At 72.0% G+C, this 22,462-nt stretch carries 19 protein-coding genes and 1 riboswitch; of the genes, 12 read left to right on the top strand and 7 right to left on the bottom strand.

Annotation, left to right across the window (positions count from 1 at the left end; translation table 11 throughout):
- The first annotated feature begins 3 nt into the window (after positions 1 to 3).
- From AB0J57_RS06385 to AB0J57_RS06375, 3 genes are all read left to right on the top strand, one after another.
- Entirely contained in the window at positions 4 to 459 is a 456-nt protein-coding gene (locus AB0J57_RS06385; RefSeq protein ID WP_366126836.1) for an Rrf2 family transcriptional regulator, read from the top strand.
- A 124-nt stretch (positions 460 to 583) separates the two neighbouring features.
- Complete coding sequence (locus AB0J57_RS06380; RefSeq protein ID WP_366126835.1) at positions 584 to 1,495, top strand: sulfite exporter TauE/SafE family protein; 912 nt, start codon at positions 584 to 586, stop codon at positions 1,493 to 1,495.
- Positions 1,492 to 2,661: an acyl-CoA dehydrogenase gene (locus AB0J57_RS06375; protein WP_366126834.1), complete on the top strand. Its 1,170-nt coding sequence runs from the start codon at positions 1,492 to 1,494 to the stop codon at positions 2,659 to 2,661. The genes AB0J57_RS06380 and AB0J57_RS06375 overlap by 4 nt, the downstream gene beginning before the upstream one ends.
- Here AB0J57_RS06375 and AB0J57_RS06370 read toward each other — a convergent pair.
- Complete coding sequence (locus AB0J57_RS06370; RefSeq protein WP_366126833.1) at positions 2,636 to 3,505, bottom strand: (2Fe-2S)-binding protein; 870 nt, start codon at positions 3,503 to 3,505, stop codon at positions 2,636 to 2,638. The genes AB0J57_RS06375 and AB0J57_RS06370 overlap by 26 nt on opposite strands.
- Positions 3,482 to 3,667, top strand: a riboswitch (cobalamin riboswitch). (Overlaps the previous gene by 24 nt.)
- A gap of 29 nt (positions 3,668 to 3,696) precedes the next feature.
- On the opposite strand from AB0J57_RS06370, the gene AB0J57_RS06365 reads away from it, so the two are divergent.
- The 4 genes from AB0J57_RS06365 (at position 3,697) to AB0J57_RS06350 (ending at position 8,082) form a co-directional block, all read left to right on the top strand.
- A complete protein-coding gene (locus AB0J57_RS06365) occupies positions 3,697 to 4,755 on the top strand; it encodes an ABC transporter substrate-binding protein (protein WP_366126832.1) in 1,059 nt (352 codons plus the stop codon).
- Positions 4,752 to 5,855, top strand: a complete 1,104-nt coding sequence (locus AB0J57_RS06360; protein ID WP_366126831.1) for an iron ABC transporter permease — start codon at positions 4,752 to 4,754, stop codon at positions 5,853 to 5,855. Before AB0J57_RS06365 ends, AB0J57_RS06360 begins: the two co-directional genes overlap by 4 nt.
- Positions 5,852 to 6,670 (top strand): ABC transporter ATP-binding protein, encoded by an 819-nt coding sequence (locus tag AB0J57_RS06355; RefSeq protein WP_366126830.1) that lies wholly within the window; start codon positions 5,852 to 5,854, stop codon positions 6,668 to 6,670. Before AB0J57_RS06360 ends, AB0J57_RS06355 begins: the two co-directional genes overlap by 4 nt.
- Before the next feature lie 257 nt (positions 6,671 to 6,927).
- Positions 6,928 to 8,082 (top strand): oxygenase MpaB family protein, encoded by a 1,155-nt coding sequence (locus AB0J57_RS06350; protein ID WP_366126829.1) that lies wholly within the window; start codon positions 6,928 to 6,930, stop codon positions 8,080 to 8,082.
- A 137-nt stretch (positions 8,083 to 8,219) separates the two neighbouring features.
- Here the strand turns inward: AB0J57_RS06350 and AB0J57_RS06345 are convergent, their stop codons facing one another.
- Entirely contained in the window at positions 8,220 to 9,266 is a 1,047-nt protein-coding gene (locus AB0J57_RS06345; protein ID WP_366126828.1) for a cation diffusion facilitator family transporter, read from the bottom strand.
- A 61-nt stretch (positions 9,267 to 9,327) separates the two neighbouring features.
- Here AB0J57_RS06345 and AB0J57_RS06340 point away from each other — a divergent pair, with 61 nt between their 5' ends.
- Positions 9,328 to 9,687 carry a metalloregulator ArsR/SmtB family transcription factor gene (locus AB0J57_RS06340; RefSeq protein WP_366126827.1) on the top strand — a complete coding sequence of 120 codons (360 nt, stop codon included), beginning with the start codon at positions 9,328 to 9,330 and terminating at the stop codon, positions 9,685 to 9,687.
- Positions 9,688 to 9,713: 26 nt separating this feature from the next.
- On the opposite strand, the gene AB0J57_RS06335 is transcribed toward AB0J57_RS06340, so the two are convergent.
- The 4 genes from AB0J57_RS06335 to AB0J57_RS06320 form a co-directional block, all read right to left on the bottom strand.
- Positions 9,714 to 10,472: a methyltransferase domain-containing protein gene (locus AB0J57_RS06335; RefSeq protein ID WP_366126826.1), complete on the bottom strand. Its 759-nt coding sequence runs from the start codon at positions 10,470 to 10,472 to the stop codon at positions 9,714 to 9,716.
- A gap of 111 nt (positions 10,473 to 10,583) precedes the next feature.
- Complete coding sequence (locus tag AB0J57_RS06330; protein WP_366126825.1) at positions 10,584 to 11,726, bottom strand: acyl-CoA dehydrogenase family protein; 1,143 nt, start codon at positions 11,724 to 11,726, stop codon at positions 10,584 to 10,586.
- Positions 11,727 to 11,750: 24 nt separating this feature from the next.
- Positions 11,751 to 12,371, bottom strand: coding sequence for a helix-turn-helix domain-containing protein (locus AB0J57_RS06325; RefSeq protein ID WP_366126824.1), 621 nt, complete (start codon positions 12,369 to 12,371; stop codon positions 11,751 to 11,753).
- Between the two features lie 75 nt (positions 12,372 to 12,446).
- On the bottom strand, positions 12,447 to 14,276 hold the full coding sequence (locus tag AB0J57_RS06320) for an AMP-dependent synthetase/ligase (protein WP_366126823.1): 1,830 nt from the start codon (positions 14,274 to 14,276) through the stop codon (positions 12,447 to 12,449).
- A 282-nt stretch (positions 14,277 to 14,558) separates the two neighbouring features.
- Here AB0J57_RS06320 and AB0J57_RS06315 point away from each other — a divergent pair, with 282 nt between their 5' ends.
- On the top strand, positions 14,559 to 16,727 hold the full coding sequence (locus AB0J57_RS06315; protein ID WP_366126822.1) for a 3-hydroxyacyl-CoA dehydrogenase NAD-binding domain-containing protein: 2,169 nt from the start codon (positions 14,559 to 14,561) through the stop codon (positions 16,725 to 16,727).
- On the opposite strand, the gene AB0J57_RS06310 is transcribed toward AB0J57_RS06315, so the two are convergent.
- On the bottom strand, positions 16,718 to 17,368 hold the full coding sequence (locus AB0J57_RS06310; RefSeq protein WP_366126821.1) for a helix-turn-helix domain-containing protein: 651 nt from the start codon (positions 17,366 to 17,368) through the stop codon (positions 16,718 to 16,720). The genes AB0J57_RS06315 and AB0J57_RS06310 overlap by 10 nt on opposite strands.
- A gap of 147 nt (positions 17,369 to 17,515) precedes the next feature.
- Here AB0J57_RS06310 and AB0J57_RS06305 point away from each other — a divergent pair, with 147 nt between their 5' ends.
- The 3 genes from AB0J57_RS06305 to AB0J57_RS06295 all read left to right on the top strand — a co-directional run bounded on the left by AB0J57_RS06305 (position 17,516) and on the right by AB0J57_RS06295 (position 22,455).
- A complete protein-coding gene (locus tag AB0J57_RS06305; protein ID WP_366126820.1) occupies positions 17,516 to 18,745 on the top strand; it encodes an oxygenase MpaB family protein in 1,230 nt (409 codons plus the stop codon).
- A gap of 28 nt (positions 18,746 to 18,773) precedes the next feature.
- Positions 18,774 to 19,997 (top strand): oxygenase MpaB family protein, encoded by a 1,224-nt coding sequence (locus AB0J57_RS06300; protein WP_366126819.1) that lies wholly within the window; start codon positions 18,774 to 18,776, stop codon positions 19,995 to 19,997.
- A 226-nt stretch (positions 19,998 to 20,223) separates the two neighbouring features.
- Entirely contained in the window at positions 20,224 to 22,455 is a 2,232-nt protein-coding gene (locus AB0J57_RS06295; RefSeq protein ID WP_366126818.1) for a molybdopterin cofactor-binding domain-containing protein, read from the top strand.
- Positions 22,456 to 22,462 lie beyond the last annotated feature (7 nt).

Raw genomic sequence — 22,462 nt, 5'->3', positions numbered from 1 at the left:
CCCATGCGGATCTCAGCCAGGGCGGACTATGCGGTGCGGGCCGCGCTGCTGCTCGCCGGTGAACGGGGCGGGCCGCTGAAGGCGGAGGCCATCGCGGAGGCGCAGGAGATCCCGCACAAGTTCCTCGAAAGCATCCTGAACGACATGCGGCGGGGCGGTCTGGTCATCAGCCAGCGGGGCGCCAACGGCGGTTACCGGCTGGCCCGGCCGGCCGGCGAGATCAGCGTCGCCGACGTCGTGCGCGCGGTGGACGGCCCTCTGGTCTCCGTACGGGGTGTGCGGCCGCCCGAGCTGTCCTACAACGGGCCCGCGGAGTCCCTGCTCCCGCTGTGGATCGCCCTGCGGGCGAACGTCCGGCGCATCCTCGAAGGGGTGTCGCTGGCGGACGTGGCGTCCGGTCACCTCCCCGAAGGTGTGCACTCGCTGGTGGAGGACCCCGCCGCCTGGGCCAACCCCTGAGCGCGTCTCACCATACGAGCCACTTCTGTCCATCTTGTGAACAGGCCCTTGCCGAGGGGGCTTTCGGCGGCCACTATCCCTACCAACCCGATAGGGAAACTAGGGATCGATCTGCGAGGTGGCCGTGAAGACGTTGATCGTGTTGGCACTTGCCGGGCTCGGTGCCCAACTCGTGGACGGGAGCCTGGGCATGGCCTACGGCGTCACCTCCACCACCCTGCTGCTGGCGGTGGGTACGAACCCCGCCGCCGCCTCCGCCACGGTGCACCTCGCCGAGATCGGCACGACCCTCGCCTCGGGCGCCGCCCACTGGCGGTTCGGCAACGTGGACTGGCGGGTCGTCGCGAAGATCGGCATTCCGGGCGCGGCCGGGGCGTTCGCCGGGGCGACCGTCCTCTCCAGCCTCTCCACCGACGTCGCCAAGCCGGTCATGGCCCTGATCCTGCTGGGCCTCGGCCTCTACGTGCTCGGCCGCTTCACCTTCCTGGGCCTGCCCACCGGCAACCTGGGCAAGCCGCTGCGCAAGCGGTTCCTCTCCCCGCTCGGGGTCGTCGCCGGTTTCCTCGACGCCACCGGTGGCGGCGGCTGGGGCCCGGTCGGCACCCCCGCGATCCTGGCCAGCGGACGCCTGGAGCCGCGTAAGGTCATCGGCTCCATCGACACCAGCGAGTTCCTGGTCGCCGTCGCCGCGAGCATCGGTTTCCTCGTGGGCCTCGGATCGCAGGGCATCGACTACTCGTGGGCCGTCGCCCTGCTGGTCGGCGGCCTGATCGCCGCGCCCATCGCCGCATGGCTGGTACGCCACGTGCCGCCGCGCATCCTCGGGTCGGCGGTCGGCGGCCTGATCGTCCTCACCAACGTCCGGACGCTGCTGCGCAGCGACTGGCTCGGCGCCGGCGACGCCGCCCAGTGGGCGGTCTACGCCCTCATCTACCTGCTCTGGGCGGCGGCTCTGGCGTACTCCTTCAAGGAACACCGCCGCCAGTCGGCACAGCCCTCGGCGACCGTGGCCGGCGTCCCCGCCCAGGTCAAGTGACGGCCGCCGCGCTCGGGACGGCGACCGCCCGGGCCCAGGGGCGTGACACACCCCTGCGCATCGCGCGGGACGTCGCGGAGGACCTGGCCGCCGACGCGATCGCCCGGGACCGGGCCGGCAGGCCGCCCGTCGACGAGGTGGCCCGGCTGCGCGAGGCCGGGCTCCTGGCGGCCCTCGTGCCACCGGGCCGTACGCACGGCGTCGACTGGCGCACCGGCTGCGCCGTCGTGCACGAGATCGCCACGGCGGACAGCTCCGTGGGCGAGTTGCTCGCCCGCCACTACGTGCACGCCTGGAGCGGACGCTTCTACGCCACGGCCCACCGCGCCGCCGCTCTCGAACGGGACACCGCGCGCGACCAGTTGCTGTGGGCCGGCGGCGTGCGCACCGCCGCCCCGGACGGCGGCGTCCCGGACCTCACCCTGACCCCGCTCCACTCCGGGTACCTGCTCAACGGCCGGCGGGCCGTGGACACGGCCGTGACCGTCGCCGACCGGTTCGTCGTGGACGCCCTGTGCGCCGTGACGGGTGACGTCCTGGTCGTACGGGTGCCGTCCGGCCGTCCCGGAGTGTCCGTCGAACCCGCCCGGGACCGGCTCGGCCAGCGGGTCGCAGGCGCGGGCCGCGTGGCCTTCGACCGGGTGGCCGTCGCGCCCGCGCAGGTCCTCGGCCCCCGGCCGTACGACGAGGAGTCGACCGCGCCCTTCACCGCGCTCGCCGCCCCCGCGCTGCGGCTCGCCCTGTGCCACGTCGGCCTGGGCATCGCCGAAGGCGCCCTCTCCGAGGCGCGTGACGCCTGCCCCGGTGGCCGGCTGCCCGCCACCGGCCCGGACGTCCTCCTCGCGTTCGGGGAACTGGCCTCGGCGGCCCGGACCGCCGCGGCCGTCGTCGAACGGGCGACGGCGGCGATGGCCGGCGCCCTGGAGGCGGGACCGCACATCGACGCGGACGAGCCCGCCGACGTCGCCGCCCTCGTCGCCACGGCCGAGACGGTCACGGCCGAGGCCGCCCTGCACATCACCACGCGGGTGCCGGAACTCGCCGACGCCCCCGGCCTCGACCGGTTCTGGCGCAACGCCCGCGTCCTGACGGCCGACCGCTCCACGGCTCACCGGCTCCGCGACATCGGTGAGCACTACCTCAACGGGGCGTACCGGCCGGGTTGAGGACGCACTCGGCGCAGTAACCGGCTCCGGGCACGCGGTAGTAGAGGCAGCAGCTACGGCGCCGGTACGTCAGCGGCCTGGCGGTGAAGGCGCCGGCGCTGGCGAGCGGTTCGCGTGCCAGCAGGGCGGTGACCAGCGGCAGCGGGGGGTAGGGTGCCTCGGGGGCATGGGCGGTGAGCACCCGGACGGCGCCGATGAGCGCGGAGGCGGCGTTGCCCCGCAACACGTGCGGGGACAGCGCGGAGTGCTCCCGCAGCGCGTCGCCCAGCGGCAGCAGGTTGCGTACGACGACGGTCCCGTGCAGGGCCAGGGGCAGGTCGTCACCCGCCACCCAGGACACCTCCGGCAGCCACAGGTCGATCGGGCCGGACTCGGCCGGGCGCCACCACAGGCGGTCGGGCGCGAGGTCGGGCGCGCGCCCGGTGAGCGCGGCGGTGGCCAGGGCGACCGACCACAGCCGGGCGGCCGTCCCGATGTGCAGGGTCGAGGCGGCGACCCGCCGCTGCCCGGCCCCGAGCCGCTGCCCGGTGCCGAGCCGCCGGCCGACCGCCGCCACGTACGCGTCCAGCGCCCCGTCCCGGTCCGTGTACAGGTCGGTGAGCGGCCGGAAGCGTGCGGCGTCGGCGCGGGGCCCCCACGCCACGGCGAAGTAGGGGCCGACGGCTCGGACCCGTGCGAGGACGTCGGGGCTGGGACCGCCGTCCGGCGACGATCCGTCACACACGCGCGGGCACACGGGTGCCACCGTCCTCTCGGTCGTGGGGTCGAAGGCAGGATGGCAGAAGCACCGCGCCGCACACCAGGTCCGCCCGGTGTCACCGGCCACGTAGTATCGCCTGGTCATCACCGCGACGGGAGACAGGAAGCCGGTGCGATTCCGGCACGGTCCCGCCACTGTGACCGGGGAGTGGAACCCTTCGAGAAGGCCACTGCGCACCACGCGCGGGAAGGCCGGGGGAACGTCGATCCGGGAGTCAGGACACTGGCCTGTCGCGGGCCCGTTCCGAGGAGCGCGGACTCCCCAGGAGGCTTTACGTGTACGACGGCACGCCCCGTCCCCATTTGTTCCCCCGTTCCCTTTTCTCCCCCGCCCGCCCGCGCCGCCGCGCCGGGCGCGCCGTGGCGCTGGCCGTCGCCCTGTCGGCGACCCTGCTGGCCGGCTGCGGCGGCCCCGAGCGGGCAGCCGACGACCGGAAGGCCACCGCGCCGTCCGGGCAGGGCTTCCCGGTCACCATCGACAATTGCGGCACCCGCACGACGTACGACAAGCCGCCCTCCCGGGTGGTCACCATCCACCAGCACCCGGCCGAACTGATGCTGGCACTGGGGCTGAAGGACCGGATGGTCGGCACCGCCTTCCCCGACTCTGCCGTCCTGCCCCAGTTCCGGAAGGACTTCGAGGCCATCCCGGAGCTGGCGGAGAAGGAACCGTCCTTCGAGAAGGTCCTGGAGGCCGGGCCGGACTTCGTCTACGGCGGCTACGGCAGCGCGTTCGCCGAGAACGAGGGCCGCTCCCGCAAGGCGTTCGCCGACGCGGGCATCGACACCTACCTCAACCGCGAGTACTGCGGGAAGAAGCGGGTGTCCATGCAGGACACCTACGACGAGATCCGCACCATCGGCTCGGTCTTCGGCGTGCGGGACCGCGCCGACCGGCTCGTCGCCGACCTCCAGGGACGTATCGCCAGGACCACCGAGGCGGTGAAGGGCGCGCCCGCCGTGCCCGTGTTCGTGTACGACAGCGGCGACAAGTCGGCGTTCACGGCGGGCGGCAAGAGCCTGGGCACCGAGATCATCCGGCTGGCCGGCGGCCGGAACGTCTTCGACGACCTCGACGAGGTCTTCGGGGACGCCTCCTGGGAGCAGGTCGTGGCCCGCAAGCCCGAGGTGATCGCCATCTACGACTACGCGGGCGCCGACAACGTGGAGCGGAAGAAGAAGTTCCTGCTCTCGCAGCCGGCCCTCGCGGACGTCCCGGCCGTGAAGAACAAGCGGTTCGTGGTGCTGCCGCTGACCGCGACCCTGGTCGGCGTACGGCCGCCGTACGCGGTCGAGGACCTGGCGCGCGCACTGCACCCGGAGAGGTTCCGGTGACGGGCCCGGCGAAGGCCACGACCGGTCCCGCGCCCACCGGCCGCCCGCAGCGGCGGAGCGAACCCGCCTTCGCCGTGACCCTTGCCGTCCTCGGCGTCCTGCTCCTGGCGTCGGTCACGGCGGGCATGGCCATCGGTTCGGTCCACGTACCGCCCGGCGAGGTGTGGGGCATCGTGACGCACGCGCTGGGCGCCGACTGGTCGGAGCCGGTGTGGTCCCGGGCGCGCGAGACGATCGTCCTGGACGTGAGGGCGCCGCGTGTGCTCCTCGGGGCGGTGACGGGCGCCGGGCTCGCGGTGGTGGGCACCGCCATGCAGGCGCTGGTGCGCAACCCGCTCGCGGAGCCGTACCTGCTGGGTGTGTCGTCGGGCGCGTCGCTGGGTGCCGTCGTGGTGATCGTCTTCGGGGTGAGCCTGTTCGGGCCGGTGTCGCTGTCGGTGGCCGCGTTCGCCGGGGCGCTGCTCACGCTGCTGCTCGTGTACAGCACGGCGCGCGCAGGCGGCCGTATCACCTCGGTGCGGCTCGTGCTGTCGGGCGTGGCCGTCGCGGCGGTGCTCACGGCCGTGATGGACCTGCTGCTGCTCACCTCCGACCGGGGCAACGAGGCGCGTGCCGTGCTCGCCTGGACGCTCGGCGGCCTGGGCGGCGTCCAGTGGGGCACGCTGTGGCTGCCGGCCGCCGCCCTGCTGGCCGGCATCGGTGTCCTGCTGGTGCAGGCGCGCTCGCTGAACCTGCTGCTGGCGGGCGAGGAGGCGGCCACGACGATGGGGCTGGACGTGGCGCGGTTCCGGGCCCGGATGTTCGTCCTGCTGTCGCTGGTCACCGGCGTGCTGGTGGCGGCGGCCGGGCCGATCGGCTTCGTCGGCCTGATGCTGCCGCACATCGTGCGGCTCTTCGTCGGCGGGGACCACCGCCGGGTGCTGCCGACGGCCGCGCTGGCCGGGGCGGTGTTCCTCGTCTGGGCCGACATCGCCGCCCGTACGGTCGCCGCGCCGATGGAGATCCCCGTCGGTGTCCTGACGGCGCTGTGCGGCGGGCCGTTCTTCCTGTGGCTGATGCACCGGGACGCCCGGCGGGACACCGGCGGAGGTGTGGGATGACCGCGACCGAGCTGACCGTCGAGGGCGTCACGCTCAGCGCCGGAGCGCGCCGTCTCGTACGGGACGTGTCCCTGACCGCCCGGCCCGGTGAGGTGATCGGCCTGGTGGGTCCCAACGGCAGCGGCAAGTCCAGTCTGCTGCGCGCCGTTTACCGCGTCCTGCGCCCCGATTCCGGGTGCGTACGGGTGGACGGGGCCGACGCCTGGTCGCTGCCGGTGCGGCGGCTGGCCCGTACGCTGGCCGCGGTGGTGCAGGAGTCGGGCGCGGACTTCGACCTGACCGTGCGGGAGGTCGTCGCCATGGGCCGTACGCCGCACAAGCGGCTGCTGGACGGCGACACCGCCGAGGACGCCCGGTTCATCGCGGCGGCCCTCGCCTCGGTGGACGCGGCCGGCCTCGCCGACCGGTCCTTCGGCCGCCTTTCGGGCGGCGAACGCCAGCGGGTGCTCATCGCCCGCGCCCTGGCCCAGCGGCCCGCGCTGCTGGTGCTCGACGAACCGACCAACCACCTGGACGTCCGGCACCAGTTGGAGGTGCTCGGTCTCCTGCGGCGGCTCCCGGCGACGGTCCTGGTGGCGCTCCATGACCTGAACCTCGCCGCCTACTACTGCGACCGCCTCTACGTCCTGTGCGACGGCGAGGTCCACGCGTCCGGCCCGCCCGCCGAGGTGCTCACCGCGCGGCTGCTGGCCGAGGTGTACGGCGTGCGGGGCGAGGTGGCCGTCCATCCGCGCACCGGTGCGCCCCAGGTGACGTTCCTCCCCGAGGAGCCCGCCGAACGGGCCGGGACGGCGGTGGACCACCACGCCCCGTGATGGTGCGGTGCGGTTGCTACGCCGGGCCGGGCTCCCGGGGCCCGGCCCGGCGCCCCGGGGGGCCCGGCGTCACGACCGCGGCGCGGCGGAACGCGCCCCCTTCGTGCGCCGGGCGCACTTCCACGTACCCCTGATGGGGCATCGCGGGCCCGTCCTGGCAACGGAAAGATCGCGAACGGTGATCTTGCCCGACAGCCGGGCCGAGGGCCGGGGACCAGCGGCCCCATACCACTGACCAACGAGGACGGAGCGTCACTGTGGCATTGACGACCACGAACATCGCGGCCGAGATGGAGGCCGCGAGCAAGGCCGGGGACCCGGCCGCCGACGAGCTGGTGTCCGACCTGATCGACAACCGGGAGGTCGACGGGGTCAACGGCCTGTTCCGCACCATCAGCACCCTGGGCCCCAAGCAGGACTACTCGCGGCTGCCCGAGCGGCTCGCCCAGTTCCTGAAGCAGGCCGAGAAGGAACCGCCGGGCTGGAGCGAGGCGGACATCAAGGCGGCGGAGGGCTTCTTCGAGAACCACCACGGAGAAGCGTCCATGCTCCAGGGCACCGTCGGCCTGATCGGCACCTACCTCTCCCCCACCGGGGCGTTCACGCTGCGCTCCACCGGACGCCTGGGCGGCGTCAAGGGCCCGGGCAGGCGCCTCGCCCAGTCCTCACGGCTGTTCATCGACATGGGCAACGAGGGCGCCCTGCGTGACGGAACGCTGAAGGCGACCGTGACCAAGGTGCGCATGGTCCACGCGTCGGTGCGGCAGTTGCACAAGAAGAGCGGCGAGTGGGACTACGCCAAGTGGGGCGAGCCGGTCTCCCAGAAGTACACCACCGGCGCCGCCTGCGTCTTCAGCACCCAGGTCCTCCAGGCCATGAGGAACCTCGGCATCCACGTCTCGAAAGACGACGCCCACGGCTTCATGTGTGCCTGGCACTACGTCAACCACTACCTCGGCACCCCCGAGAAGTGGCTGCTGCCCAAGGACGCCGACGAAGTCGAGCGCCTGTGGAACCAGGAGCGGGACAAGGAGTGGAAGAAGACCGACGACGGTGTGTTCATGACCAAAAAGGCCGTCGACTTCTACCGGGACCTGATGGGCCCCGGGGTCAGTGACGCCTACATCGCGGTGACCCGCGTGGGGCTCACCGACAAGTACGCCGACATGGCCGGCGTCCCCAAGAACCCCCTCGACATCGCCGGCAAGCCCCTCGCCGAGGGACACAAGCTCGTCAGCGGCATCGGCAGCGGCCTCCTGGGCGGCGGCGCCAAGCAGACCGTAGGCGTCAACCCCTACGAGAAGGTCGTCGGCATCGCCTCCAAGCACTTCAACGACGTCGCACGGTACGCACTCACCCACGACCAGGACGACCAGCCCCAGATGCACCAGGAACTCGACGACGACCGCTGACCCACCCCGCGGCCGGCCGGGACGCCCCGGGCCACTCCCCCACGTCGCCCGGGGCGTCCTGGGGCCCGCCCGGGCCTTGGCGCCCGACAGCACGGAGACGGGGCTGTGGTTCCCGTCGCCCGCGCCGCAGGAGCCGCTCAGCGTCCGGGAGCCACGTGGTGCGCGAGCGCGTGGTGCGGGTCGGGGGTGCCGGCTACCGGTGCCGGGTCGGCGTGCACCAGTACGGCGGTCAGCTTCGGCACGGCGTGCAGCAGGGCGTGTTCGGCGGCCACGGCGACGTCATGTGCCTGACGTACCGTCATGTCGCCGTCCACGACGACCGCCACCTCGCCGCGCAGGCGATGCCCGATCCACCGCAGCCGCAGCTCGCCGACGTCCCGTACGCCGTCGACGTCGAGCAGCGCACCCTCGGCGCGGTCGATCAGCGCCGGGTCGACCGCGTCCATGACCCGGCGGAAGACCTCCCGGGCCGCGTCGCGCAGCACCAGCAGGATCGCCAGCGTGATCAGCAGGCCCACGACGGGGTCGGCCAGTCGCCACCCCAGGGCCGCGCCCCCGGCGCTCAGCAGCACCGCGAGGGAGGTGAACCCGTCGGTGCGGGCGTGCAGGCCGTCGGCGACGAGCGCGGCGGAGCCGATCGCCCGGCCGACGCGCATGCGGTAGCGCGCCACCCACTCGTTGCCGATGAACCCGATGACGGCCGCGAGGGCGACCACGGGAATGTGGCTCATGTCGCGCGGATGGAGCAGCCGGTCGACCGCGCTCCACGCGGCGAAGCCCGCCGAGGCGGCGATGGTCAGGACGATCACGATCCCGGCGAGGTCCTCCGCCCGCCCGTAGCCGTAGGTGAAACGGCGCGTCGCCGCACGGCGGCCCAGGACGAAGGCGACACCGAGCGGCACCGCGGTCAAGGCGTCGGCGGCGTTGTGCACGGTGTCGCCCAGCAGGGCGACGGAACCGGACAGTACGACGACCACGGCCTGCGCGACGGCGGTCGCCCCCAGAACGGCGAGCGAGACCCAGAGCGCCCGCATGCCGCGTACGGAGGACTCCAGCGCCGTGTCGACCTTGTCGGCGGACTCGTGCGAATGCGGTGCGAGCAGGTGCCCGAGCCGGCGGCGCCAATGGCCGTGCCCATGCGCATGGGCACGCGCATGACCGTGATCGTGGTGGTGGTCGCTCACACTCAATCCCCTTCCGGCATGAAGGTGGACACCGCACGGCCCACGGAACCATTATGTGCGTATGAGCGCACGCATGCACCTATCACCTGCGCACGATGCGCACCCGCGAGACCCGGGCGAGGAGCAGTTCACGCTCGCCGCCGAGGTCCTGGCCCTGCTCGGCGACCGCACACGCCTCACACTCCTGCACGCCCTGTCCGGCGCCGAGGCCGACGTCAGCACCCTGACCGAGAGGTGCGGCGCGGCGCGCCCCGCCGTCAGCCAGCACCTGGCCCGGCTGCGACTCGCCGGACTGGTCACCACACGCAAGGAGGGCCGCCGGGTGATCTACGCCCTGCACGACGGCCACCTGCGCCGCCTCGTCGACGAAGCGCTCAACCTCGCGGACCACCGCGTCAGCGACCGCCCGGTGCACGACTGAAGCGCTCCCGCACCCGTCACGGCGCGTCAGTGGGAGAAGACCGCCACGTCATAGCGTTCGAGCACCGGCAGCGGCGGGCTCGGCTCGGTCCTGGCCGCGGCGGCCAGGCGTTGGAGGCCGTCCTCGAACTGGGCGGCGGTGAGATGGGTGAACTTCGACTGCGGGCGGGCGGCGAGCCGGGTGTGGAAGTCGCGCAGGCCGGCGGTCACCGGTTGGGCGAGGGAGGTGACCTCCTCCAGGGCGAAGCCGGCGGTCAGGAAGTCGTCGATGACCTCCTGCCTGCCCGGGAAGCGCCGCTCGTCGATGCCGCGCAACTGCGGCCAGTAGTCGTAGACCAGGGCGTCGAGCCGTTCCCTGAACGTGGTCCGGACGATCACCTTCCCGCCCACGCGCAGCACGCGAGCCAGTTCGCGTGCCGCTGCGGCCCGGTCGGGGAGGTGGTGGATCACCCGGGAGAGCAGGGCCAGGTCGAAGGCGTCCGTGGGTGCGGGCAGGGCGTCCGCGGTACCGGAGACGTACCGCACCGAGGGGTGCGGATGGTGGCGACGGGCTTCGGCCAGCATCGCTTCGGAGGCGTCCACGGCGAGGACGTCGGCCCCTTCGATCCAGCGCGCCATCGCGGCGGAGAACATGCCCGTACCGGCGCCGACTTCGAGAATCGAGGGTGACGGGCGGCCCACGTGGGAGGCGAACAACCCCACCCAGGCCCGCAGTGACCGCTCGGGCATCTCGTTGCCGTGCTCGTAGGCACCGGCCAGGCGTTCGTCGTCGTAGACACGGCTCATGCGGACCGATCCTGGGGGACGGGCCGCATTTCCACAACGTCTCGATCAGGCCGCCCTCTTCTGGTCAATGACGGGACCGGTGAGCCCGCCGCGTCGCGGCCGACCGCCCGCCTACAGGCCGTACGTCCTGCCGATGATGTCCCGCTGGATCTCGCTCGTCCCGCCGTACACCGTGGACACGACGGCGGAGCGCAGCAGGGCCTCCATGCCGTACTCCGTGGCGTACCCGTAGCCGCCCATCATCTGCATGCCCTCCAGCGCCACGTGCTTGGCGAGCTCGGTGCACTTGAGCTTGGCCATGGAGGCCTCGCGGGCGAACACCCGGCCGGGCTCGGCGTCGATGGCGGCGGCGACGTCGTCCAGCAGCAGCCGGGCGCACTCCAGGTCGGTGGCCATGTCCGCGATACGGTGCTTGAGCGCCTGGAAGGAGCCGATCGGCCGGCCGAACTGCTCCCGCTGCCGTACGTAGGCGAGCGTGTCGTCGAACGCGCGCCGGGCGATGCCCAGCATCAGCGCGGCGAGGATCATCCGCTCCAGGTTCAGCCCGGCCATCAACTGCGGCCACGCCTGCCCGGGCGTGCCGACGACCGCCGAGTCCGGCACGAAGCAGTCCGTGAAGTACAGGTCGTTGACCTCCCGGCCGCCCATCGTGTCGATGCCCCTGATCTCCAGGCCCCCGGCGTCGGTGGGCACCATGAACTGGGTGAGCCCCCGGTGCTTCGACTCCTCCTGCGACGTACGGGCGATGAGCAGGATGTGGTCGGCGAAGTGCGCGTTGGAGCACCAGGTCTTCTGGCCGTTGATCACATAGCCGCCGCCGGCGCGCTCCGCGCGGCAGGTCAGCGCGCCGACGTCCGACCCGGCACCGGGCTCGGACATCGAGATGGCCTCGACCCGGCCCTTGACCACGCCTTCGAGTACGACGCGCTTCTGCTCCTCGGTGCCGAACTTCTGGTACGCCGCCGCCGCGATGACCGTGGTCCCGAAACCGCTGATCGGCGCGAGCCCGTAGGAGGTCTCCTCCAGGAACAGGCACAGGTCCGTCATGCCCAGGCCCGCGCCGCCGTACTGCTCGGGGAGCGCGATGCCGAGCCAGCCCAGGCCGGCCATCTTCTCGTAGAGCCTCTGGTTGTGCGGCTCCTGGCCGTTCGCAGTGAGCTTGTCCCGCTGTTCCTTGGTGCCGCACTCGCGGCGGCAGAAGTCGCCTATCGCCTTGACCAGGTCGCGGCGTTCGTCGTTGAGGACTCGGGGCATGAGGTGCGTTCCTCCTTGAACCCGTCAGCGGTTGTCGCGTACGTCGTCCACGTCGTCCACGTCGTCCCGTACGGCGGGGAAGACCGTGTTCACGAGGTGGAGCACGGTGCGGGTCAGCATCACGTGCAGGTCGCTGCGGCTGAGCGTGGAGCGCACCAGCCATTCCCTGGAGGCGGCCTTGAGCATGCCGCTGTGGGCGCGGATCATCGCCCGCAGCTTCTCCCGCCCCTCGGTGACGTCGGCCATCATCGCGGCCTCGAGGACGCGGTCGGTCGCGATCTCGTCGGCCTCCAGCATGATCCGGTCGATCTCCGGGTCGTTGCCGAGGGCTTCCAGCCCGATCGCGGACAGCCACATCTCCCGGTTGCGTTCCACGACTTCGAGCCACCGGTCGACGCAGATGGACAGCCGCTCCTCGGGCGTGGTCGGGGGCAGCCGCTCGGAAACGGAGGCCGGTACGACCATCATCTGCCGCACCACCTCCAGGTAGAGCTGCCGCTTGCCACCGAAGTAGTGGTTGATCAGTGCGCGTGCGGCACCGGCCTCGGCCGCGATGTCCGATGTGGACACCGTGGAGTAGCCGTGCGCCCCGAAGAGCCTGCGGGCGGCGCTGAGGATCTCGGCGCGCCGGGCGTCCGGTTCCATCCTGCGTCGCTGTGCTGCCTGGCCCGGGCCACTCATGCCGTCATCCCTCTCGTCGTTCCGGTGCCGATGACGGACCTAGGTGTGCGCCTGGGTGTACATCGACTCGATCGTCGCGGCGTGCAGCTTTTCGACGGCCTTGCGCCGCAGGCTCAGTTTCGGCGTCAGTTCCCCTGACTCGGCGGTCCAGGGCCCGGCGAGGACGCGGTACTTCTTCACCTGCTCGGCGCGGGAGAGCACCGCGTTCGCCTCCGCGACCGCCTTGTCGAGGGCGGCGAGCACCTCGGGGTGGCGCGACAGCCCGCCGGGGTCGGTGGTGGCGATTCCGTTGGCCTTCGCCCACATCGGGGCGGTCTCCTCGTCCAGCACCAGCAGCGCGGTGACGTACCTGCGGCGGTCGCCGATCGCGACGGCGTGGGCGATGAGCGGGTGCGCCCGGAGCAGGGACTCGATCCTCGTCGGGGCGATGTTCTTGCCCCCGTCGGTGATGATGATGTCCTTCTTGCGGTCCGTGATGGCGACGATGCCCCGCTGGTCGATGGTGCCGATGTCGCCCGTGGGCAGCCAGCCGTCCGGGTCGGTCGCGGGCTCGATGCCGCCGTCGGCGCGGAGGTAGCCGGGGAAGACGACGGGCCCGCGGACGAACAGCTCGCCGTCGGCGGCGGCCCTGACCTCGACGCCGGGGCCCGGGCGCCCGACCGCGCCGAGGGCGAACACCTCGGGGGTGCTGACCGTGGCCGCCCCGGTGGTCTCGCTCAGGCCCCACACCTCGTACACGGGCAGTCCCACGCTCGCCAGGAACTCCAGCACCGTGGTGGGGATCGGCGCCGCTCCGCTGAACGCCCGGTGGCAGTCGTCGAGCCCGACGGCGGCCCGGATGGGCCGCAGTACCTGCTCGTCGAGCTGCTCCAGCGGTGCGGCGAGGTCCGCCGGTACGTCCTTGCCGGCGGAGCGCAGACGGAACACTTCGAGCGCGATGCCGCGGGCCTGGTCCACCGCCGCGGCGTGCTCCCCGGGAAGCGTGGCGAGCCTCGCCCGCAAGCCGGCGGCGAGCTTCTCCCACACCCGGGGGACGCCGAAGAACCCGTGCGGGCGCACCGCGAGGAGCGTGGGCAGGAGCTGCGCGGGGTCCGGGCAGATGGTGACGTGCCCGGCGTTGCAGACCGGCATGTAGATGCCGAGCACCCGCTCGGCGATGTGCGCCATCGGCAGGTACGCCACCGAGCGCGGATGCTCCGGGACGGAGACGAGGTGGTCCTGCATCAGGGATTCGTGGATGACGTTGCGGTGGGAGAGCACCACGCCCTTGGGGTCGCCGGTGGTTCCCGAGGTGTACACCACGGTCAGCGGCTGGTCGGGGGTGGCCGCGTCCGTGAGCGCCTCGAACGCGGTGTCGTCGGGCGGTACCGCGCCGCACAGGGCGGCGTAGCCGACGAAGCGCGGGTCCCCGGCCGGGGCGGCGCCCGGGTCGAGGACGACGACGGCGCGGAGGTGTGGCAGTTCGTCCAGGACGGGCTGCCAGCGGCGCATCTGTTCCTCGCCCTCCAGGACGAGGACGGTGGCCGCGCTGTGCCGGGCGACGAAGCCGATCTGCTCGGTGCTCAGCGTGTCGTACGTGCTGCACGGCAGCGCGCCGAGGTGGATCGCGGCCAGGTCGGCGACCCAGTGCTCGGCCCGCTTGGACATCGCGATGAGCATCCGGTCACCCCGGCCCAGCCCGAGTGCGGCGAGGCCGCGGGCGAGGGCTGCGACCTCGGCGCGCAGCCGCGACCAGGACAGTGTCCGCGCGTCCGGCCCGATGCCGGTGGTGAGCGCGGGACGGTCGGCGAACTGCTGGGCGTTGCGGCGCAGCAGCCCGGTGATGGTCAGCCCTTCGGCGGGCTGGTACGGCTGCTCTGCTGTGGCCACGGCGGTCTCCCTCCATCGCGGACCGTTCGGCGGACCGTTCGGCGGACCGCTTTGCGAACCGTTCGGCGAACCGGACTCGTCGAGCGGTCCCACCGTGGACCCGTTGTTGTCGGAGTGTCAATGGGCTGTGCGCCAGGGCCTGTTCAGACGCCGAGCCAGGGCTGCCTTCCGTACCGCGCAAGGGAGATGCCGGTACCTCCACGCTATTGACAGGCCGCCAATAGCTGCCCGACCGTCGTGGACGGGCAGCGCGTCCGCAGCCGGGAAAGGAAGGCGGTTCCCATGCCGGAGAAGAACATGATCCGTTGGGAGCAGGGCTCCGACGGGGTCGTCGTGCTGACCATGGACGACCCGGATCAGCCGGTCAACACCATGAACCGGACGTACGTGGACTCGATGGAGGCCACCGTCGCCCGGCTCGAAGCCGAGCGGGAGGGCATCACCGGTGTCGTGCTCACGTCCGCCAAGACGAGCTTCTTCGCCGGCGGTGACGTCGGCTTCATGAGCGGGGCGCGGCCGGAGGACGCCGCCGCGCTGAGCGAGGTGTGCACGGTCCTGAAGTCCCAGTTACGCCGGCTGGAGACGCTGGGCAGGCCCGTGGCCGCCGCGATGAACGGCACGGCGCTCGGCGGCGGGTACGAGATCGCGCTCGCCTGCCACCACCGTGTGGCGCTGGACATCCCGGACAGCCGCATCGGCCTGCCCGAGGTGACGCTGGGGCTGCTCCCCGGGTGCGGCGGGGTCAGCCGGACGGTCCGGCTCCTGGGACTGGAGGGCGCGCTGACGGACGTACTGCTGGAGGGCCGGCGGTACCGGCCGGCGGAGGCGCTCGCCAAGGGGCTGGTGCACGAACTGGCCCGGAGTCCGGAGGAGTTGACGGCCAAGGCGCGGGAGTGGGTCCTGGCCAACCCGGGGGCCGTGCAGCCGTGGGACGCCGAGGGCTACCGGATGCCCGGCGGCGCCCCCTCGCACCCGAAGGTCGCGGCGCGCCTCCCGGTGTACGCGGCCACCCTCCGCGAGCGGCTGAAGGGCGCGAACATGCCGGCGCCGCGCAACGTCCTCGCCGCCGCCGTCGAGAGCGCGCAGACCGGCTTCGATGCCGGGCAGAAGATCGAGACGGGTTACCTCGTCGAGCTGATGACGGGCCAGGTCGCGAAGAACATGATGCGCGCGTTCTTCCACGACATGCAGCACATCCGCTCCGGCGGCAGCCGCCCGGCCGGGTACCCCCGCCACACCGCGCGGAGGGTGGCCGTGCTGGGCGCGGGCATGATGGGCGCGGGGATCGCGTACTGCTGCGCCCGGGCCGGCCTGCGGGTCGTCCTCAAGGACGTCTCGTACGACGTGGCGGCCCGAGGCAAGCGGCACTCGGCGCAACTGCTCGCCCATGCCGTGGCGCGCGGCCGGACGTCCCGGGAGGAGGCCGACGGGGTCCTCGCGCGGATCACACCGACCGCCGATCGCGCCGGCCTCGCGGGCTGCGACCTGGTGATCGAGGCGGTCTTCGAGGACCCGGCGCTCAAGCACCGGGTCCTCGGCGAGGCCGGGGACCTCGTCGCGGCGGACGCGGTGCTGGGGACCAGCACCTCCACGCTGCCGGTCACGGGGCTGGCCGAAGGCCTGGCGCGCCCGGAGGACTTCATCGGCCTGCACTTCTTCTCCCCGGTCGACAGGATGCCGCTGCTGGAGATCGTCACCGGCGAGAGGACCGGCGCGCACACGGTGGCGAAGGCGGTCGACATCGCGCGGCAGATCGGCAAGACGCCCATCGTGGTCAACGACGGCCGGGGTTTCTTCACCAGCCGGGTGATCGCCAAGCGCCTGGACGAGGCGGTGGCGATGGTCGGCGAGGGCCTGCACCCCGCATCGGTCGAGCAGGCCGGTTCCCAGGCCGGCTATCCGGCGCCGCCGCTGCGGCTGCTGGACGAGCTGACACTGACCCTGCCCCGCTCGATCCGTGAGCGGGCCAGGGCGGCGGTGCTCGCCGGGGGCGGGCAGTGGCGCCCGCACGGTTCGGAGGCGGTCATGGACCGCATGATCGACGACTTGGCCCGCCGTGGTCGCTCCTCGGGCGCCGGCTTCTACGCGTACGCGGCGGACGGCAGCCGCACCGGGCTGTGGCCGGGCCTGTACGAGCACTTCACGGTGGCGGGACGTGAGATCCCGTTCGAGGACATGAAGGAGCGGATGCTCTTCGCGGAGGCGCTCGACGCGGTGCGCTGCCTCGACGAAGGCGTGCTGCGGTCGGTGCCCGACGCCAACGTCGGCTCCATCCTGGGCATCGGTTTCCCCGTGTGGACCGGCGGCGTCCTCCAGTACGTCAACGGATACCCGGGCGGGCCGTCCGGCTTCGTCGGCCGCGCCAGGGAGCTGGCCGACCGGTACGGGGAACGGTTCGAGCCGCCCGCTTCGCTGGTGGCCAGGGCCCGGAAGGGCGAGGGCTACGCGTGACCGGGGGGCGGCGGCCCGAGCATAGGGACGAGGAACCGCCGGGCCACCGCGCGCATCTGCTCCTCGTCGTCGACGTCGATGACCTGGCTGGGGACGACCAGGAAGGACGCGGAGACCCGGACCATCATCTCGGCCACGACGTCCACGTCCACGTCGGCGGAGACCGTGCCCGCGTGCTGCTCCCGGCGGAGCCTGCCCGCGAGGAACTGCCGTACGGCGGCCAGCGTCCGGCCCCCGTCGCCGGTCATGGACAGCACGACGGCGTCCGGTTCGACGGCCATCAGCCCACCGATCAGAGGGTTATGCCGGATGGCCCTGAGCGAGCTCACGAAGCCCAGGACGACCCGGTCCGCGACGCTCTCGGCGTCCTGGATGTCGAGGATGAACCGGTCGAAGTACCGCCGGAACTCACGCCGTACGACGTGCTCGACCAGCACGTCCTTGGAGGTGAACCGGCGGTAGACGGTGATCCGGGAAACACCCGCGAGCCGCGCCACGTCCGCCATGGTGGACCGCTTGATGCCCATGCGGCAGAACTGCTCGTACGCGGCGTCGAGCAGACGCGTGGTCGTCTCGTCGTCCTGGTCGGCGCCTTCGGCGGCCTCGGTGAACGCGAGTTCCAGCAGCGACGGGGATTCCACGGTCGCCTCCCTGATTCTGTGAAGCCTCTGGCGTTCATGTCTCGTCTGTGCTCCGCTGGGGATACACAGATACGCGGAGCGTTTCACCGTACCAAATCGGAGACCGCAGAACCGCGAAACGTCGTGATTCGGGAGGAGTTCGCAGCGATGGACGAACTCAGCAGGCGCAAGATGCTGCTCGCAGGCGGAGCTCTGGGCGCGCTCGGGGCACTGAGCGCGGCGGCGCCGGCCCAGGCACGGTCACTGTGGACCTGGTCGCCGAGCGGGTCGGTGGCCGGCTCGGGTGCGGGGAGGGACCCGCAGTGGGTCTGGGACGAGGAGGCCGACCCGCTCCTCGCCGCCGCCATCGACCGGGGCGACGTACCCAGGGTCAATCAACTGCTGCGGACCTGGACCCGCAACGACCAGCCGCTGCCGGACGGTCTGCCGCACGACCTGCGGGACTTCATGGAGAGGGCGCGCCGGCTGCCGCCCTGGGCGGACCGCCGCAAGCTCGACATCGCGGCCGATTTCAACGAGACGAGGGGCATCTACCTCAATCTCCTCAACGGAGTGGGCGGCGGCATGCTCAGCACCGCCATCCCCAGGGAGGCGCGCGCCGTCTACTACTCCAAGGGCGGCGCCGACATGGAGGACCGGGTCGCCAAGACGAGCAGGCTGGGGTTCGCCATCGGGGACCTCAACGCGTACCGGCCCGACGGGAAAGTCGTCGTGGAGGCCGTCAAGACGCGGCTGGTGCACGCGGCCGTGCGCCACCTGCTGCCGAAGTCACCCGGCTGGTCCCACACCAGCGGCGGCCAGACGATCCCGATCAGCCAGGCGGACATGATGGTCACCTGGCACAGCCTGCCCACCTACACCATGCGCCAACTGCTCGACTGGAAGGTCCCGATCACCGCCGCCGATTCGGCGGCCTACCTGCACCTGTGGCAGGTGACCGCGCACATGCTGGGCATCAGGGACGAGTACATCCCCGCCACCTGGGACGAGGCCGACGCCCAGTCCAAGCAGATCCTGGACCCGGTCCTGGGCCCCACCCCCGAGGGCGTCGAACTCACCGACATCCTGCTGGGCCAGCTCGCCGAGCAGACGAGCCCCGGCGGCATCGACCGGCCCCTCGTCAACGCGCTCGCCCGGTACCTGGTCGGCGACCAGGTCGCCGACTGGGACGGCATCCCCCGCGAGCCGTTCTGGGAGAAGGCCATCGCCACCGCCTGGCCGAAACTGGTGGCCTTCCGGGAGAAGCTGATCCCACTGCCGCTGGTGCCGCCGCTCGCCTGGACGATCGACGAGGCGGCCCGCCAGTACATCATGTTCTACCTCACCAAGGGCCGGGGCACGCAGATCGAGATCCCCGACACCAACCGTCCCTCTTGAAGCGAACGCCACCGGAGGAGTTCACACCATGGACGAACTCAGCAGGCGCAAGATGCTGATCGCGGGCGGAGCGCTGGGAGCGCTCGGCGCCCTGGGCATGGCGTCGCCGGCCCGGGCACGGTCACCGTGGACCTGGTCGCCGAGCGGCTCGGTGGCCGGCTCGGGAGCGGGGAGGGACCCGGAGTGGGTGTGGGACGAGGAGGCCGACCCGCTCCTCGCCGCCGTCATCGACCGGAGCGACGTACCCAGGGTCAATCAACTGCTGCGGACCTGGACCCGCAACGACCAGCCGCTGCCGAGCGGACTGCCGGGGGATCTGCGGGACTTCATGGAAGGGGCGCGCCGGCTGCCCTCCTGGGCGGACCAGCGCAAGCTCGACGCCGCGGCCGCGTTCACCAAGAAGAAGGGCATCTACACCGGTGCCCTGTACGGGCTGGGCAGCGGCCTGATGAGTACCGCCATCCCCAGGGAGGCGCGCGCCGTCTACTACTCCAAGGGCGGCGCCGACATGAAGGACCGGGTCGCCAAGACGGCCAAGCTCGGGTACGACGTCGGTGACCTGGACGCCTACCGGCCGCAGGGTTCGATGATCGTGACGGCGGTGAAGACCCGGCTGGTGCACGCGGCCGTGCGCCACCTGCTGCCGAAGTCACCCGGCTGGTCGCAGACCAGCGGCGGCCAGACGATCCCGATCAGCCAGGCCGACATGATGGTCACCTGGCACAGCCTGCCGACGTTCGTCATGCGCAAACTGCTCGACTGGAAGGTCCCGGTCTCCCGCGCCGAGTCGGACGGCTTCCTGCACGTGTGGCAGGTGACCGCGCACATGCTCGGCGTCCTGGACGAGTACATCCCCGCCTCCTGGGACGAGGCCAACGCCCAGTCCAGGCAGGTCCTGGACCCCGCTCTGGGCCACACCGCCGAGGGCGCCGAGCTGGCCGACGTACTCCTCGACATCGTCGCCGAGCTCGACGCCGGGCTCACCCGGCCCCTGATCAACGCGTTCTCCAGGTACACGGTGGGTGACCGGATCGGCGACCTGATCGGTCTGGACCGGGAGCCGTTCTGGCAACCGCTGATCGGCGCCGCCTGGCCGCTGCTGGTGGCGTTCCGCGAGGGCCTGATCCCCCTGCCGCTGGTCCCGGAGGCCGCCTGGACCGTGGAGGAGGCCATCCGCAGGTTCGTCCTGCTCTTCCTGTCGGAAGGACGGCCCATCGACCTGGAGATCCCCGACGCCAACCGGCCGTTCTGAACGATGCCGGGCTCACGGCGATTGAACCCTCACCGTCCTGGTGAGTCTCCTGGCACGTGTACGCCCCGGACCGAACTGCCGAGAGGGAAGTATGACCGGTACTGAACATGCGCCTCAGCCGGAGTCCGGTCGGCCCGAGTCCGGTCGGGCCGAGACCGGTCGGCCCGGGTCCGGTCGGCCCGGGTCCGGTGCGCGCCCCCTGGCGAGGCGGCGGTTCCTCGGGTACGTGCTGGCGGCTCCGACCCTGGTGACGGCCGCCGAGCTGGGGCCGGCGCCGAGGGCCGGGGCGGCCATTCCCTCACCGGAGATCACGGAACTGGTCGACCTCAACGACGTGATGACCGCGGCGGCTCTGCCGACCTCGCACCTGATCACGGTCGAGGTCAACAGGGACGGCACCGTGTCGTTCGCGTTGCCACGGGCCGAGGTCGGCCAGGGCATCACCACGTCGACGGCCATGCTCATCGCCGAGGAGATGGACGTACCGTTGCGGCAGGTGCGGGTCACGCTGGCCGACGCTCGACCGGAGCTGGTGTTCAACCAGCTCACCGGCGGATCGAACACCACCATCTCCACCTACACCCCGATCCGGGTCGCCGCCGCCGTCGCCCGGGGCCGGCTGCTCCAGGCCGCGGCCGCCGAACTCGGTACGGCCGTCACCGACCTCACCCTGAAAGCCGGAGTCATCACCGCTCCCACGGGCCGGAGCATCGGCATCGGCGCACTGTCCGAGAAGGCCGCGAGCATCCGGACGCAACGGGTGTCCGTGGAGCTCAAACCGCGCGAGAGGTTCACCGTCATCGGGCGGCCGCACAACCGCGTCGACGCGCTCGCCGCCGTCACCGGACGCAAGAAGTTCACCATGGACCTCGACGTCCCCGGCGCCAAACCGACCATGGTGTGCCGTCCGCCGACCATCAACGGCAAGGTGGGCCCGGTGGCCAACCTCGACGAGGTCCGCGCCATGCCGGGCGTCACCGATGTGGCGGTGATCTCCACCGGCGTTGCGGTCCGCGCGGAAACGTTCGGCCAGTGCATCGACGCCGTACGCGCCCTGCGAGTGTCGTGGAAGCCCGGTACCGCGGAAGGAAAGTCCGACGAGTCCGTGCTGAAGGAGCTGCGGGCCGCCGAACTCCCCCTCGGTCTACCGCCGCTGACGCCGAGCGTGGAAGGGAGGTTCACCTTCCACTTCCGCAGCAACAGCGCGCTGGAACCCAACTGCGCGATAGCCGACGTGCGGCCCGACCGCGCCGAGATCTGGTCGTCCCTGAAGTCACCGATCGTCGCCCAGCAGACCATCGCCGCCAAGCTGGGGCTGCCGCCCCGCGCGGTCACCGTCCACGTCACCGAGGGCGGGGGCTCCTTCGGGCGCAAGCTCTTCTTCGACGCCGCCCTGGAAGCCGCCGAGATCTCCCAGCGGATCGGCAAACCCGTCAAACTGATGTGGCACCGCGCCGACGACTCCCGTCAGGGGCGTACCCATCCCATGGCCACCTCGCGCGTACGCGTCGCCTACGCCGGTGACACCGTCCTCGGCTACCAGCAGCGGCACACCAGCGTCTCCACCGACCTCGGCCACGGTCTCGGCGAGATCCTCACCGCCATGGCCGCGCGACTGCCCGTGGGCGACATCGGTTTCTCCCAGACGTTCTTCCAGCTCTCCCAGTCGATGCCGTACGACTTCGGCGTCAACAGCCGGCTCCTGAGCGAGACCGACAAGGGCTTCAACACGGGCAGCATGCGCAACGTCTACTCCCCCGACGTCACCTGTGCCCGGGAACTCATCGTCGACCGGCTGGCCGGGAAGATGGGCAAGGACCCCTTCCGGTTCCGCCGCGAGTTCCTCCGCGACGATCGCGCCAGGGCGGTTCTGGAGAAGGCCGCCGAGGCCGGGGACTGGGGCCGGTCGATGCCGGCCGGCACGGCGCAGGGCATCGCGTTCCACTCCGAGTACCACGCCGTCAGCGCGGTGCTGGTGGAGATCGACTGCCGGCCCGGGACCGTCAACCGCCCCATCCGCGACGGCGTGGCCGGACCGCGCGTCACCAGGGCCGTCGTCGCCGTGGACGTCGGTCTCGCCGTCAACCCGCGCGGTCTGGAGGCGCAGATGATGGGCTGCCTCATGGACGGCATCGCCCTGACGCTCACCTCCAGTCTCCACCTGCGTGACGGGTACTTCCTCGAAGCGAGCTGGGACAACTACTTCTACACCCGGCAGTGGAACACACCGCCCGAGGTGGAGGTCATCGTCATGCCGGCCACCACCGGGAAACCGGGGGGCGCCGGGGAGCTGGGCGTCGCCGCGTCCATGGCCGCCGTCGCCTGCGCCTACGGCCGCGCCACGGGAACCATGCCGACCAGTTACCCGATCAACCACGGCACGCTGTCCTTCGCCCCCAAACCGACCGTTCCGCCCATCCCCCAGTCCCCTACCGACGGCCTGGACCACGTCCGCTGAAAGCTTG

Origin of the sequence: Streptomyces sp. NPDC049837 (genome assembly GCF_040674455.1) — a bacterium.
In the GTDB taxonomy this organism is placed as follows: Bacteria; Actinomycetota; Actinomycetes; order Streptomycetales; family Streptomycetaceae; genus Streptomyces.
The sequence above is the reverse complement of the archived record's forward strand: the minus strand, read 5'-3'. Positions and strand labels throughout refer to the sequence as shown.